We start from the raw sequence: 15615 nt of genomic DNA on the forward strand, positions 1-15615 counted from the left end.
GCATAAATATGTAAGCATCTGATTTAAATAAATTTAATTTTGGATCAAAAAACAATCAAAACTTTTAAAATCATATAGTTATGAAATCTTTGTGCAACAAAGCAAACCTTCGTTATAATCAAATAAAATACATCTTGAATATTCAGAGTCATCATCCAAATTATCTAAAGAAGCGCTTAGATAAACAAGATTATCAGAGATCACGCATGCACTTTTAAATGTTACTGGAGATATTTCTGTCATAGTTTTTTCCCACCACTTTTCATACTTGTACCAATTTTTCCTAAATGACTTTTATCAATAGTCAATTTACCACTGGGATCAGCGCGTACTTTGAAGTCTCTACTCATACCCATAGATTCGTGATAAATCCGGAGGGTAGCTAACATTTTTGCACGATCACATTTTAAAACTTTTGAAACAGAAACAGCTGCAATATATTCTAATTGCCATAATTCTGTGACCCCAACAGGCTTTGAAGTTTTCCCCATTACCCTTTCTTTTTTATCATAGTATGCATGAACTTGACCGTGTTGTAATTGTTTACCAGCACCGGTTACACATACTACTAATCCATTGTTTTCAGATATTGCTCCTGGAATTCTCTTATTAGTTTCACTTCTTTTTCCATATTTAAAAGCTCTATCTGGTACGACATGATGACCTGTTTTACCGAAATCACCACATGTGTCTGGTCGGTATGGTCTTAATATACATGGATTATCAAGGTCCTTATCTTTAGGTGGTTTTTCTTTATCGGGTGTCTTTTCTTTTTGGGTATGAGTCGTTGAGGTAGATTTACCCGATTGTATATTTACATCATATCTACCGGTGGGAATGTTGGCCCCATTCGCACCAGCCATACCCAATTGAGGTTGAGGTAGTAATTCCTGAAATTTTCTCTGAATTTCATTGCAGAGATCGCTAATGTATTTTTTTATCGCATTCTTTGCATTAGTAATCTCAACTTTGAACTTTTCCAAAGCCGATTTTAAACTACCGCGAACTTTATTGAGGAAACCATTAATAGCTTGAATTAAACGATCAATACATTTGTTTAATGCATTTAATGCTGTTTTTCCCATCTTTTGCCATGGCTTAGACCTGAGCCATGCTTCAGGAGCATTGTTCCATGGGCTTTTTATTTTTAGCTTTTTGAAGGCACTCTCAAAGCCTTCCATCAATTTAAAAATTTTTAATTTATTAGCTTCCTTTGATCTTGCGGCTTTGACAATGGTTTTAACAGCCGAACCAATTTCAGGAATGACTCCAAATGCAGTAAGAGCCAACGCTTTATAGTTATCAGATGATTTACCATTTTCTTTTGAAAGGTCTATTAGATTCGCTATTAGGTCTCTAACATCACAAACCTGATCAACCACAGGAATCATACTGATTAAACCACTAACAATGATTTGTGACATCGTAGGATTCTTATTGAAATCACCCTTTAACATTCCCCAAATCCAGCTACTTTTATCTATTACAGCCACCGCAATATTATGATTTGTCACACTCTCATTAATCGCAGCTTGACCTTGATAAAAGAATATTTTTTCCCACCACGATAGATTCGGATCTGGTTTACTTGTGTCATATTCTCTATATGTAAGATAGTTAGCTGGGCTATCCTGAATATGTTGTGCAAGTTTTTCAGCACCGTACCAAAACTGTTGCTGTATATCAGTAGAACGGTTAGCAATTTTATTCCAAAAAGCTTGATTTTCTGTCGACATTTTATTCTCTAATTTTCATTATTATTCGATATTTCTAAGTCTTGTTGAATAAACCAATCATCAATTTCATGAGGAGGAAAGTCATCTTCAGACTGATCTTCTCCATATTGAATTTTGGCTCTACCAGCTGGAATACCTTTAACAACAGCTTTGCCTTTATCGTCTAATTCACCTTTTTTTCGACTTCCATCTGAAAGTAAAACTTCAAATTCAGCACCTTTTACAGGTGAGCCATCACTATGTAAATATTCTAGAACTAAGTCATCCTTTTTGATTTCAGTAAGTGGTAAGTGTGGTAAAACATAATTTGTTTTACTCCCCCCCCACAAACTTATGCTGTCCAGCTTTTACCTCAAACTTGCCACTAGTCGTAGGAAATATACCTGAACCATTAATCTTGAGCTGTGAACCGCCTCCAGTCAGGATGAGTTCTTTCGGACTAGTGATATAAACCGTATCTTCTGTTGAAATAATTTGAATCCCTTTACGGGCAATCAAATCCGCTCCATCCCCCTGAGCTTGTATTTCAATCTCCCCCTTACCAGCAAACAATCTTGCACCTTCGTGAGCTGCAAATAAACTGATTTTACTTTGTGCATGTGCAAGTAGACTCTTTTGCGTACTCAAGTTAATGCTATCACCAGCGCTATGACTGATTTGACCATCAGCAGACAGATGAATATCTTCATTTGTTGCTAGGGCAATAGAGTTCGGTGCAGTTAACATCATGATGGCTTGTTTAAAAGCTTTTGCTTTGGCTCCACTTTCTTGTTCAATTTGATCTATAAATTGCTTCAGATTGTCTAATACTTCCAAAGGATCAGTCTGTCGGTTCTTGGCCACTTCGCTGAGTGCTTTTGAATTATTTAAACTAGAATCAAGCTGTGTTTTAGTTTCAGATGCATCCAAATGCTGACCAGTAGCTTGATCTTGTTGGTAGGTCGAAAGGAGTAATCCTTGCTTAGCTCTCAGTACTCCCCATTGATCTGTTCGCAATTCAAAACCTTCACCACGTCCATCACTCGTGTCTGTTTCTTTCGGATGGCTAAGATTACCTAGATTGAGCTGTGATGCCCCATGACTGCTCTGCACTTGTGTGCTGATCTGTCCAGTGGTGTCATCAAAACGAGTTATCCAAAGCCGTCGCCTTGAACCTCTTTGGAGCGAATCCCTGAAAGCTTTTTGGTATCGGGAAGTTGCCCTTTTTGATCAAACTTGGTCGGACTACGATGTGCCTCATGAATGCGACCAACGACATAAGGGCGGTCGATATTGCCATCAAAGAAGTTGATGACAACGATTTCACCAATACGTGGCAAGAATCGTGCACCATAACCTTCTCCTGCCCAAGGGGTGAGTACATCTACCCACGCAGAGTCAGTGTCATTATTATTCGCGCCTGAACCACTGTCATGCGCATGGTATTCTGTTCGAGTAAACAGAAAGCGAACTTTAATCCGTCCCCATTCATCGACATGAATTTCTTCACCCTCGACGCCTACGACTTTGGCACGTTGTGGGTGGGTCTTAGGGCGATCGTCAAGTGGCCTGTAAGGTGGAACAATGTCAATGTTTCGACGTTGTAAAATAAGGTTATTGGCTTGACGCTCATCTTGATTGTTGGTATGAATTTCGGGCTGTTGCCAATGGCTTTCTTTGAGTAAGGCGGTGACTTGGTCAGTTAGATCTTTAGCAAATTATTTTGGTTATAAAAGGTCTTTGCTGTGATTAGAAACTCTTGATCGGAACCTTCATGTTGATCAATTTCAGGATGTTCTTTGAAATTAAACCAATACCCGACATGTGCATCACGTACTGTTGAAGTCGCACTAAAGTACTTGGCTTGCGAATTGAAGTATTTGCTTAAATTTTCATTCAGTTTTTCAATTTGTTTGTTGCCAGACTGAGTTGCACCATCTTCACCTTTGAGGTCTTGTATCCATGCAGGACTGATGTGAAAGGCTTGTTCTAAGCCTAAACTTACTACATCTTGATTATCTGAATGCTGATGTTTTGTGAGTACCGAGCCTGCACCTTCTTCTTGTGCTAAAGCATCTGCTTGCCATCTTTGAAGGTGTACCGCAGTTGGTTGTAGAGAACGCAATCCTGTGAATGCTGTGATACTGTCTTGTCGTTCTGTAGCACTACTTCGATGAAAACGAATATTGCGACGATCTAATGCTTGAAATTGGGCATTATCATCAATTAAGCGTAGCTTTTGTGGTTTGATCTGTTTAGATGAACTCCATACTTGATGCTGTGCTTCATCAATCAGTGTAGTTACACCTTCAGAAGCTAAAAGTCGTTTAATAAAGTCGTAGTCGGTTTCATTGCTCTGCATGATGAAGGGACGAACATCATAGCTTTTGCTTAATCCGCTTTTATCTAAGGTTAAGCTAGAAGCGAGTAATGGGCTTTTCACTTAAATCCAAAACATCAAAAAAATCAGGTGCACTTTCACATCATGGGTCTTGCTATCATTAATAATAAATTCAGTAGGATTTCCATCCGCATCCACAACTAAATAGATTATAGAACTATTTCCACCAATGTTATTAGAAATTGCTTGGTCTTTCACTCCTGCCTTATGTTGATGCACTCGCATATGAGAGGCATCAATAGAAACCTATTCTTGATTTGCATCATTTGATATTAATTTAAAGACTTAGACCATTGATTATGCGCCAGCATTGTTGGAATGCATAACAAGTAGGTATGTGGTTTGTCGATTGAATTTTACTTTCTCACTATTTTTTTATACAACAAATATCAACAGCACCTAACTTTTATAAATATATATGATAAAAAATTGTTTTTAATTAAGATTAATTTTATTACTAGGTATCCCCAAGATTATAATATCAGACATATTTTAAAGAAAAGAAGTGTAGCAAGTTGCTACACTTCTTGATTTTTCTCTACCAACTCTTTCAATAGATTTTCTAATTTTTCCAAACTAGCATCATCAAAATGAGAAATTTTTAAAGAAACCTTTAATAACTTATCATTAAATTTAATATTTCCAGCAACTTTCCCAGCATATTCAATTTTTTTTACAAGCGATGTTGATGGAGAGTCATTATTATCTTGAACTAGATATTTCGTAGCTTGTGCAACAGCCTTAGTTTGCTCAAGTTGGCCATTCTTTACTTTTGTCCAAACAGTTAACAAGGCTTTTTCAGCACGTTGTTTTATTTCGTCGTGATCTGCAAGAAATTTTTTAAAAGCTGTTGCAGCAGTTCGACCTAATAACTGGGGCTCATTTACCAAATCATTCAAGATGGCTTTAGGCAACTTTTCAAAAGATAAATATTTATACATGTCTTCGCGATTTAAGCCTAAAGACTTCGCTAAACGTTGTTTATTTTTCTTTAAATTTTCATCCAAGCCTACTAGACCAATATAGATTTCGAAGTCTGTTAAATCCTGGCGTTTTAAATTTTCAGCTAGTGTAAGTAGTGAAGCCTCTTCATTATTTGCATCAATAATAATTGCTTCAATGGTCGATTTTTTTAGAATTTCATGCGCACGTAATCGACGTTCACCTGCAATCAGTTCAAATTTTAAATTTTCAAGTTTACGAACAGTGATGGGTTGCAACAAACCAACTTCATCGATCGATTCAGCCAGTTCTTTGATTTCCTGCTCATCAAATTTTCTACGCGGTTGATAAGGACTCCGTGAAATGTCTTCAATGGGGACATTTCGTCTAAATTCCTTTAATTCCTTGATATTATCTTTTTGAGCTAATTGATGCTTTTGAGTATTTTGTTTCAGCTTTTGAGCTAAAAGTTCTTTTGCAGTTGCCATAAAATTCTCAATCAGTTAACTTTAGCCAAAACTTCTTTAGCTAAACTTTCAAAAGCCTTTCGAACCTTTCCACTTTTGTCTAGCTTAAGTAAAGACTGCTGCATAATTGCGGCTTGATTTACTTTTGTACTTTGTGGAATAGTCGTTTCCATAATATAGCCCACTTGCTTATATGCTTCATCACGAATGAGTTTACAAACATTTTGTCTCTCATCGTGCTTAATAAGTAGTGCACCTAATAATTGTAACTCCGGATTGATTCGCTTTATTTTTTCTAAATGATTAAGTAAGTCTGTAACACCATATAGACCATATTGTGAGCCAGATTCAATCGGGATAATTACATGTGTTGAAGATGCTAAAGCATTACTCGTCAATAGTTTTAAACTTGGAGGGCAGTCAATTAAAATAAAATCATAAAGATCTTTTAATAGTTCTAATTTTGTAGTGAGTTCTTCTGATGGTCTTGGCGCATCTTCTTTTAATTGGTCCTCAGTTTTTCCTAAATTGAGAGAACCATAAATTAGTGAAACATTATCAAAATTAGTATCTTCTTCTAAAGCGTCAGTAAGTAATGAGACATCACCTACTAATAACTCAGCGGTTGTTACTCCAATTTCACTTGGATGTTTTAAACCAATATGCAAGCTAGCATTTGCTTGAGGATCTAAATCGATTACAAGCACTTTTTTTCCTAAGTTTGCTAGCTCAGAGGCTAAATGAACAACTGTTGTTGTTTTACCACAACCACCCTTGTGATTTGCAACAGCAATAATTTTTGCAGACATACTTGTCAAATCATTCTATATTTACAATTACTATTAATATAAATAACTTTGGGCTAAGTTACTACACCTTTTAAATTTAAAACAGTCATTTGTATAACGCTAAAGCAATTTTAAATTTAAAGTTTTATATAGCTAGCTTATTTAATAATTAATAGTAATTAATAATTAAGTTAATTAATAATTAAGTTTATATTTTTCATTTAAAAACAATACCATATAAACTTTAAGGTGGAGGGTTTGTCACCTTAAAGTGGAAGAGTTGTCCTCTATAAGTGGAAAGATGATCACTTAAAAGTGGAATATCTGTCACTGTAAAGTGGAATATTTGTCACTTAAAAGTGGAGTATTTGTCACTATGGTGGAATGTTTTTCACTGTTAATTATAAAATATATGTATTATCATTTAAAATATATATAAAACAATTATTTATAATGTTGATAAGTTAGTGGATTTAAGTGCAAGAGTGGAAAAAAAATCACTTACAAAAATAATATTGTGGATAAAGTTGCAAGGCTTTTTTTTACTACACCATTTTTTGATATATTCATTGATCTAAGAGTGGAAAGAATTTCACGCACTCACCCCAGAATGCAGAAATTTTGTTCTTATGACTAAACTCGATATTTTTTTTCAGTGATCTGCGTTTTTAAAGGTGGAAAACTTGTCATATCGAAATAGGTTAATTGATTATTTAAAATCCATTATGGGTATTTATTCATCAATCCGTATTTCTATAAAGAATCAAAAACATCTAAAAGTGGAGTATTTGTCATTTTGTGGTGGAATTTAAAAATATATTTCCACTTTAATTGATTTTTACCTAAATTTGGTGACAAGTATTCCACCTTAGGTTTTTTAGGTGAAAGTGTTGAATCTTTTTCCACTTTTTTATATAACATGCATAATCAAGTTAAGCACACTTAAAATAGTTAATACACTTTATGTCAGAACTAAGCCATAACAAAGAAGAGCTGGATTCAATCCCGTACTGCATAGGTAATATTCGTCACAATGGGGTTGTAAGTACTAGCAATCGTTTGATACGTCCTATTGAATTGTCAGCGAATGAATATAAAGCACTTTTATATGCGATGGCTGTTGCCAATTACGGTGAGAAGAATCATATCGATAAAGAGATTAGTGAACAAACATACATCTATCTGTATAAAGATGATTTAGCTGAATTACTGGGATTAAGTAAGCGAAATTCAATTAATGTAGCCATTGATCGAATTTACAAAGAACTTTCATCCCGTGTGGCGCACTTTGTAATTGAAGAACCTGTAGATGATATAAAGAAAAAGACTAAAAGAGTTCACTCGGTTGTCCCTATTATCCGTGAGTTAAGATGGGAAGATGATTCAAAGAATGCACTTCAAATCAGATTTACCAGTGAAGTATTACCTTACTTTACTCAATTAGCTGGTGGTAATTTTACTACATACCAACTAAAACATTTATTTGCTCTAGATTCAGTTGCAAGTATGAGTCTTTATACCTATTTCATAAAAAACGAATTCAAATTTAAGACTCAAGAAATCTACGAAGTTCCATTATTATTAGAGAATCTCAAAGCTCTAATTGATATAAATGAAACTAAATATGACCGTTGGGTCGATTTTCGACGTTATGTATTAGATAAAATTGTAGCTGAAATTAATGAAAACACCGATCTACAGTTAGAATATGAAACAATTAAAAAAGGACGCCCTATTGTAGGCGTAAAATTTAAACTACATCATCGTGGTTTTGAAAAGCCTGTAATTGAGAATAAAAAGGCCGAAAAATTAAAGATCTACTTAGATGTTCCATTTGAAGATAATGCTGAGGTAAAAGATCTAGGTGCAAAATTCGATACCACTGTACGTTCATGGTATATTTTTAATGATGATGCTAATTATTTACAGCTTGAAAAGTGGTTTAAGACTGTAGGTTGCCTCACAGACTCTCAAGCAAACGTTGTTATCAATGATTCATTATTTCAAATGGATTTTGCTGAAGTTGGAATGAGCTTAAGTGACTTTAAGAGAAAAATGAAAAATAAATTGAAAACTGATAGTAAATTTGTGGAAGACATCAAGGATCGTCTAAATGAAATTTTCGGAAAGGATATTATCTAGGAGTGTAGCAACTTGCTACACTTTTATCGGCTATTATTAGTTCAAAGAAACCACTTATAACTTTAATTAGAAAAACAATTTTACGACATGTTGATCTAATTCATAAACGATCTGTAGGTTAAAGGTGATAAGAGTATTTTTTGAAATAAATATTGAAATTAGATAAAGTTGATTTTATCATCGATATGATTGAATATTAAATTTAAGATGAAAAATGGCGATCTAGTAGTTAATATGTTGAAGGAATTCTATTTAAATCACCATTTTTCTAAAGAATTAATTTATAAATCTTAGATTCTCAAATGAAGTGCAACAGAGATTAAATTATTGTAAAGAAGCAAGATAAGCTAGCATTTTGCTTCCGACCGACCAAAGTCAAAGTTGTATCATGGACTATACTCATCTTACCCAAGAAGAAAGATATCAGATTTCTACATTGTTACGTGAAGGATTTTCTAAACGTTACATTTCTTGGAGTGATCCTAGACAGTATCGTGGACAAAAAATCCCTCTAAATTCTTGAAATATTTCTGTTCAAAGGCTTCTGGGCTTAACCAGCCGTTTGCAGAATGTCTTCTGATCCGATTGTAATAAATCTCAATATAGTCAAACAAGACAGTATTCGCTTCTTTTCGAGTGGCAAACACACTGCCATGGACCACATGACCTTTCAATGTATGAAAGCTTTCGGTCACTGCATTATCCCAACAGTTCCCCCTGCGTGACATACTTTGAATACAGTTATTAGTTAATAATAGCGCCCTAAAATCACGACTACAGTACTGTGAGCCTGAGAAGCACTGCTTCGCAAGTGAATGTACCATGACACCCATTGGATACCCCTGACGAGCCATTGCATAATGAAACGCATCACACACCAATTGACGGTCTATTCGATAGCTGGTTTGCCAACCGACAATACGACGGCTGAATAGATCCAGCATCACACATAAATACAGCTAACCTTGCTTAGTACGGATATAGGTAATATCCGTTGTCCAAACCTTGTTAGGCTGAATGACTGTAAATTGACGCTCCAACAGATTTGATGCTGTAGGCAAACGATGTTTTGAATCTGTCGTATGCTTGTATTTACGTGCAATCCTGCTACGTAAACCAAGCTTTTTAAGCATTCTTCCAACGGTTCGTACGCTCATGCTGTAACCTAAATCATGCATGTCATGTACCAATGAAGGTGCACCCAATCGTGCATGATGCTGCCAATATACGGCTTTTAAATCATTATATTTCTGCGCTGGATTGGCCTGGCGTTTTCGCCAGACATAATAGCCTGAAGTGCTGACACCCAGGCATTTACAGGCAGAAGATACAGTGACTTTATTCACATCCAGATCTTGAATTACCGTGTACTTTTCTTGGCATGATCTGTCAGAAAGTACACATGCGCTTTTTTTAAGATGTCATTGGCTTCCCTGGGCTGTTTGACTTCTTTCTCTAATTCTAGGATCCGCTGTTGTTCTGGTGAAAGTTGACGTTTGTTTGAACCTGCCGGATTGGTTTCACGAATTCATTTATCTAATGTTGAATAACCCACACCTAATTTCTGGGAGATTGCAGCTACTGACTCGTGTGAGTTTGAAAGTGCATAATCAATTGCTTGCTGTTTAAATTCAGGACTAAAACGTTTGGCCATTTCTTGTATCTCCAAAGTTAACGTTACGTTATCTTTAGAGGGAAGTACTGTCCATTATTTTGGCTAGGATCAAAAGAGCTTCTAGGCGATTCTAAAGATAAAAATGGTGCAGATAAACAACATGCAGCTACCTTTGGGGGTACTGGGCGTAGAAACCGAGGTGGTGGATCAACTACTAGTTTAAACTCAGGAGGTGGCGTAAAAGATATTAGTGGAGAACGCGGCCGAAACACTGATGGTTATGTTACACAAATGAGTCATAACTGGATCAGAAGTAGGCTTCTCAAAGCTGTTTCACAAAAGCAGTCAGTTTTTTCACAAATAATGCTTCATGGATATTTTAGACTGGTAGTTTTTTTTAGTATTCCGCAAGTAGTTAGCCACGTATATGCATTGATTGAATATGGAGCAAAAAAAGTTCCAAATGATGCCTTACATACTACACACCAACCTACTCGTATTTGGGGAGACTCTGATATAAGTAAAGTTGTTGATAATGAAGGTGGTTTAACAGGTTCTAATCGAAGTAATTTAGGTAATCGAAGATAATGACTTTACAACAATTTGAACGAAGACAACAATTTCTGACACCTCAAATGTACGAAACTTTAAAGGCGGAAACTCTGAACACTATTGAAACTTTTAAAGTAAATCCTACAGGTGTTGGTGATTCAATAGAAGAAAGAAGGGTATACTCTTATGCTATCGTAGCAGAGAACTATTTAAATCTGCTTATATTGGAATATACAGCTGGCAATAGTTTACCTTTTATTAGAAGCCAAATTGAAATAGTTATTGACTATTATGAGCAATATGGAAGTAAATTAAGAAGTTATCATAAAAATATAAACTTACCAGTTTTTGAATTATTTACTATTGATGGCTATTGTCCATGTATTTGGTTAATCAGTTTGTGTTATTTACTCCACCGAAAGGATTTGCTACCTAGAGTTGCGAAATTAATTGATGGAGAAATGAGAGAAAATGTTGCTCAAGATTGGTTAATTGAAGAGTATTTATCTTTTTCAGATGAAAATAGATATGATTGTTCAACAGTATTAGTACCAAAACCTTACTTATTATTATGTGAAGCATTTTCAAATCAAAATAATGAAATTTCTTTAACTTTTGTCCGTAAGTTTTTAAAGAATTGGTACAAAGATTTATCAGGTGCACCTTGGTATGATACTCATAAATCTGAAGGCGGTTATTATGGATATTGGGCTTTTGAGGCAGCTTGCGCAGTTATTTTGTTAGAGATAGAAAATGATAAAGTCTTACAAGAATATTTATATTACCCTAAAGATTTAGTTGATTTTTATCAAACGTTTACGCTCAAAAATTCAGAACTAAATTTTCTTAAAAATCATAATAAACTTTCGATTAAAGCAGGGGAAAAATCTCCTCAACAAGGTTATTGGTTCACAGTTGCTAAAGTTAACTCACGTCAACACTTTAACCTGGGAGATGTTTTTCCTGATTTTGAAAGTGATTGGGGCGATGTGTATTGGCAGTTTGATGGTGAAGAGTAATTTATGCCCTTCGGGGCTTGATAATATTGGATTTCTAAAAAATAAAAGTAGGCGAATTCAAACATGAGGTGCGACATTTTCAAAAGCCTTATGATAATCAACAAGCTGAGCAAACTTTTCTAATGGTGTAAGCCAATCTAACGCTTTTCTAGGACGAGTATTCAGTGACATGGCAACTTGATTTAAATAATGCTGATCTGCCTGATTTAAATCAATCCCTTTAGGTAAATATTGCCTAATTAAACCATTCATATTTTCGCATGTGCCTTTTTGCCATTGTGAATGTGGGTCACAGAAATATACTTCTATGCCTAAATCTTCTTCGAGTATTTTATGTTCTGACATCTCACGTCCGAGCCAAATTTAAGGCGTAACTTGGGTAAGTGGTGGACCTAATTCCGTAAATCTGTTGAGGACTGCTACACGTGTATGAATTTCATTGACTTGGCTATCAAAACTCCTTGCGCTGAGTTTATCTCCTAATAATTTAATGCAGTGCATCTTAGTTTCAACCAAACTTCGCCGATAATAGCTTGATCTTTTTTTTGCATAGTGTCCTGCCTAAACGTTTAACTGTTCGAAGTAATTCATTTCGTTCTAGCGAGCTACTCTTTGTATCTTTCCATGGTTTCGCATTTTTTCTAGGAGGAATCACCGCATGCGCTTGCCGATCTGCAATGACCTGACGGCATTGCTTGGTGTCATAAGCTCCATCGGTATAAACAGAGTCAATCTGCTCATCTTGTGGAATCTGATTAAGTAAATCACCAATCACCTGTGAATCACTGACATTATTGGTTGTAAGCTGAACTGCTCGTATTTGCAGGGTTTTGGCATCTATACCAATATGAACCGTACCGAGTTTGTCGGAGACTTTTTTATTTAAGTTAGGCCACCTGACCTAACGGGTTAATCTTATCATAGTACATTGCTTCAAACTCAAAAGGCGATACATAACCCAGTGCACTGTGTACACGCTTTTTATTGAACCAATCCACCCAATTTAGTGTCGCAAGTTGTACATCCGCTAAACCTTGCCAATCTGCTTTTAAATATTCAATCACTTCCGTTTTGTATAAGCCATTTACCGTTTCAGCCAAAGCATTATCGTACGAATCACCGGTCGTACCGACTGACGCTCGTAAATTTGCTGCTTCTAGACGATTGGTGTAGCGAATAGAGAGGTATTGCAAACCTCTGTCTGAATGATGAATTACATTCTTTGGCATACCTCGATCATGCAAAGCTTGTTCTAATGCATCAAGTACCATATCTGTATTCATGCGTGTCGATACTTTCCATCGGCTTTGTTGCACAAAGATTTCATAACTATATGATTTTAAAAGTTTTGATTATTTTTTGATCCAAAATTAAATTTATTTAAATCAGATGCTTACATATTTATGCAACAAAGCCCTTTCCATCCAACAATTGCTCGTGAAAACACATCAATAATAAATGCGGTATAGACCCAGCCTGAATTTGTTTGAATATAGGTAAAGTCAGCAACCCACAAGTGATTAGGCTGATCAGCTCTAAAATTCCGTTTCACCAAGTCAGGTGCTCGTTTTTGATCCTCTCGGCTACGGGTGGTTTGTTTGTTCTTACCTCGCCAAACACCTTGTATACCTAGCTTTTTCATTAATCGAGCAACACTACAGCGTGTAATAATATAGCCTTCACGTTTCAGTTTTTGCCAGACTTTACGCACACCATATCGACCTGAACTTTCCTTCCAAATTCGTTTAATCTCCTCAGCATGATACAAGTCATGTAAATCTCGCTTTGCTCGATGTTCTGGATTTTCGCAGAGATCTAGAGTCTGGTAATAGGTTGAAGGTGCGATCGGTAAAATCCTACAAATCGCATCAACACCATATAAATCTTTATTGTTATGGATGAAATCCACCATTATTTGTGTGGGCGGTCGAGCTCCGCCTGAGCTAAAAAAGCAGCTGCTTTACGTAGAATTTCGTTGGCACGTTGCAGTTCTTTATTTTCGCGTTCCAGTTGTTTGATACGTTCTTGGTCTGAAAGCTGCTGTACTTTAACTGGATTTTGTTTATCTAAATATTTTTGATACCAAACACGTAGTGTTTCAGGAGTACAGCCAATCTTAGGCGCAATTGCTGTGATTGCAGCCCAAGTAGAAGGATAATCTTTTTCGGATTCAATCAATAATTGAACCTCTCTTTCTCTGATTTCAGAGGTATATTTTAATTTTGTCATCGGGATAGTCACTCAGAATATTGACTCTCCGACAAACCCGGTACGGTTCAATTAGGAGATGATCCCAATTTTGGAAACCATTCTAAGTAATTGTGTTTAAAATATTTCCAGATATTTTTATCAGAATCCAATCCTAAAAATTCACCTACAATTTGTATCGTAATTATTTCAATATCGGTTAAAGCTGGAGGGAATCCTCTCGTTCTAAATGGCTTTGTGACGATAAGTGAATAGCAAGAGTCTATGAATAAATACACAGAAATGATAAATTCGTAAATGGACATAACATGAGGTAGTTTTCTTAGTCGAAATCTAAATTGTGTTATGTCCTTTTTATTTCAAGAGTTTAGAAAGTTGAGATTCGCGTATTGTTTGTATGACAATGTGACACTCCTTAATCCAAATTAAATTGGGATGTGGTGTCGTACTTCAAGTTTTAGGCTGTCTTCTTATTCCCGATAAAAGTCCAAAATTCATCTATTTAGAGATAGCCATAATGATTTTGTTTCCCATCTACTTTGAGACCATATTTCTTTATATTGTTACTGAGGCAGGTTGGACATTTGATTTCTAGAGTTATTTGCATTTCTCTATTTTGTCAAAATTTAACCTGTCTTTTTCAGCATACTTTTTGAAACATCACCGAATTATCTTCTGTCACAAAAGTGGGAAAAATTATAGTGCGTAAGTCCTATTTAAGTCCTATTTAAGTCATATAATATTTTTTGTTTATATTTTAGTCACTTATGGATTGGCAAAAAATATCACATTTTTAGGCCAATTTTTCAGTCAAAAAAAGTGAATATTAAATTTTTTTATTATAAATTATTAAGTTAAATTAACTAAATAATGAGATTGATCTCTTTATTTTTAAGGTTGAGTGATTTAGTCGGGTTTATTTGTTAGTTTATATATATATATTAAAAATTATGTGATTTGTGTTAAGTTTTTCGTAGGAGGTGTTAATTTCAACACTAAAGTAAAATTCTTAATATAAAAAATAAAATATATAAATTAACCGCCTGATTTTTTTAAAAAAATACAATACATAACAATAACTTATATTGTTTTTTAGAAAAATAATAATTATTAAAACTATTTAAATTATATAGGAGCTTTTTGCAATTTAAAAAAACGATTAAATCAGCTATTTATGCAATGTCAAAAAAGCAATTGCAATGCATAGAGGAATGATTTTCATGGCTAATGTCCAAGTAGTTTCGAAAGAAACTCATGTTGTTTTACAACAGAGTTCGGAAAGTAGAATTCTTTTGACTGAAAATTCAGTGGTTAAAATTGAAGTTAGTAAGAACATGGTAGAAAGTATTACTCGAGATGGTAACTCTGCTGTAGTAAAATTAAAAAATGGCGAAATTATTATAATAGAAAGTTATTTTGATGATTCCGTAGGTGCTCATAGTCTTGTTTTTGAAGGAGACGATGGACTGTATTGGGTTCAATTTACTGATGAGTCTGGCAATATTTTATCAAATATAATCTACAATCCTTTAGAAGACATAACTCCTTTGCTCTATAGCAATACAATAGATGGAATTAGTCCTTGGGCTATTGGCGCAGGACTGCTTGGTGGTATAGCTGCAGGTATTGAAAGCTTATCTGAAGATAAATCGGACTCTGACAGCGATAGCGACTCAGATTCAGATAGCGATTCAGACTCAGATAGCGATTCAGACTCTGACTCAGACAGCGACTCAGATTCGGATTCAGACAGCGATTCGGACTCT

At 35.1% G+C, this 15615-nt stretch carries 7 protein-coding genes, 8 pseudogenes and 1 other annotated feature; of the genes and pseudogenes, 4 read left to right on the forward strand and 11 right to left on the reverse strand.

Going from position 1 to position 15615, the window contains the following annotated elements:
• Positions 1 to 239: 239 nt before the first annotated feature.
• From AC25JC_RS16730 to AC25JC_RS16750, 5 genes and pseudogenes are all read right to left on the reverse strand, one after another.
• Complete coding sequence (locus AC25JC_RS16730; RefSeq protein ID WP_486924481.1) at positions 240 to 1736, reverse strand: hypothetical protein; 1497 nt, start codon at positions 1734 to 1736, stop codon at positions 240 to 242.
• An 8-nt stretch (positions 1737 to 1744) separates the two neighbouring features.
• A pseudogene (locus tag AC25JC_RS16735) lies at positions 1745 to 4155 on the reverse strand (DUF2345 domain-containing protein); the annotation flags it as partial.
• Positions 4156 to 4188: 33 nt separating this feature from the next.
• Positions 4189 to 4401 (reverse strand): annotated as a pseudogene (locus AC25JC_RS16740) (IS5/IS1182 family transposase); the annotation flags it as partial.
• Between the two features lie 233 nt (positions 4402 to 4634).
• Positions 4635 to 5546, reverse strand: a complete 912-nt coding sequence (locus AC25JC_RS16745) for a ParB/RepB/Spo0J family partition protein (protein WP_104442427.1) — start codon at positions 5544 to 5546, stop codon at positions 4635 to 4637.
• Between the two features lie 11 nt (positions 5547 to 5557).
• Positions 5558 to 6334, reverse strand: coding sequence for a ParA family protein (locus tag AC25JC_RS16750; RefSeq protein ID WP_486924482.1), 777 nt, complete (start codon positions 6332 to 6334; stop codon positions 5558 to 5560).
• A gap of 942 nt (positions 6335 to 7276) precedes the next feature.
• Between AC25JC_RS16750 and AC25JC_RS16755 the strand changes: the two genes are divergently transcribed.
• Complete coding sequence (locus tag AC25JC_RS16755) at positions 7277 to 8455, forward strand: replication initiation protein (protein WP_104442428.1); 1179 nt, start codon at positions 7277 to 7279, stop codon at positions 8453 to 8455.
• Positions 8456 to 8937: 482 nt separating this feature from the next.
• On the opposite strand, the pseudogene AC25JC_RS16760 reads toward AC25JC_RS16755, so the two are convergent.
• Positions 8938 to 10109 (reverse strand): annotated as a pseudogene (locus AC25JC_RS16760) (IS3 family transposase).
• 252 nt (positions 10110 to 10361) lie between these two features.
• Between AC25JC_RS16760 and AC25JC_RS16765 the strand changes: the two are divergent.
• Both AC25JC_RS16765 and AC25JC_RS16770 read left to right on the forward strand, forming a co-directional pair.
• The gene (locus AC25JC_RS16765) at positions 10362 to 10658 is read left to right on the forward strand and encodes a hypothetical protein (protein ID WP_486924483.1); all 297 of its coding nucleotides are present in this window, start codon (positions 10362 to 10364) and stop codon (positions 10656 to 10658) included.
• Complete coding sequence (locus AC25JC_RS16770) at positions 10658 to 11641, forward strand: PoNe immunity protein domain-containing protein (protein WP_486924484.1); 984 nt, start codon at positions 10658 to 10660, stop codon at positions 11639 to 11641. The genes AC25JC_RS16765 and AC25JC_RS16770 overlap by 1 nt, the downstream gene beginning before the upstream one ends.
• A 57-nt stretch (positions 11642 to 11698) precedes the next feature.
• Here the strand turns inward: AC25JC_RS16770 and AC25JC_RS16775 are convergent.
• From AC25JC_RS16775 to AC25JC_RS16795, 5 pseudogenes are all read right to left on the reverse strand, one after another.
• Positions 11699 to 11995 (reverse strand): annotated as a pseudogene (locus AC25JC_RS16775) (IS30 family transposase); the annotation flags it as partial.
• 9 nt (positions 11996 to 12004) lie between these two features.
• Positions 12005 to 12494: pseudogene (locus tag AC25JC_RS16780) on the reverse strand (IS5 family transposase); the annotation flags it as partial.
• Positions 12495 to 12528: 34 nt separating this feature from the next.
• A pseudogene (locus AC25JC_RS16785) lies at positions 12529 to 13870 on the reverse strand (IS3 family transposase).
• Positions 13479 to 13595 (reverse strand) — a sequence feature (AL1L pseudoknot). It overlaps the preceding pseudogene by 117 nt.
• Before the next feature lie 50 nt (positions 13871 to 13920).
• A pseudogene (locus AC25JC_RS16790) lies at positions 13921 to 14154 on the reverse strand (IS982 family transposase); the annotation flags it as partial.
• 212 nt (positions 14155 to 14366) lie between these two features.
• Positions 14367 to 14456, reverse strand: a pseudogene (locus tag AC25JC_RS16795) (transposase-like zinc-binding domain-containing protein); the annotation flags it as partial.
• 613 nt (positions 14457 to 15069) lie between these two features.
• Here AC25JC_RS16795 and AC25JC_RS16800 point away from each other — a divergent pair.
• The coding region (locus AC25JC_RS16800; protein WP_486924485.1) for a BapA/Bap/LapF family prefix-like domain-containing protein at positions 15070 to 15615 on the forward strand (546 nt) is incomplete at its 3' end.

This window comes from Acinetobacter sp. P37, from assembly GCF_057480965.1.

Coding starts and splice junctions, on each gene's coding strand:
- AC25JC_RS16750 (WP_486924482.1), bottom strand. CDS start 6,334: ATGTCTGCAAAAATTATTGCTGTTGCAAATCACAAGGGTGGTTGTGGT.
- AC25JC_RS16730 (WP_486924481.1), bottom strand. CDS start 1,736: ATGTCGACAGAAAATCAAGCTTTTTGGAATAAAATTGCTAACCGTTCT.
- AC25JC_RS16770 (WP_486924484.1), top strand. CDS start 10,658: ATGACTTTACAACAATTTGAACGAAGACAACAATTTCTGACACCTCAA.
- AC25JC_RS16755 (WP_104442428.1), top strand. CDS start 7,277: ATGTCAGAACTAAGCCATAACAAAGAAGAGCTGGATTCAATCCCGTAC.
- AC25JC_RS16745 (WP_104442427.1), bottom strand. CDS start 5,546: ATGGCAACTGCAAAAGAACTTTTAGCTCAAAAGCTGAAACAAAATACT.
- AC25JC_RS16765 (WP_486924483.1), top strand. CDS start 10,362: ATGAGTCATAACTGGATCAGAAGTAGGCTTCTCAAAGCTGTTTCACAA.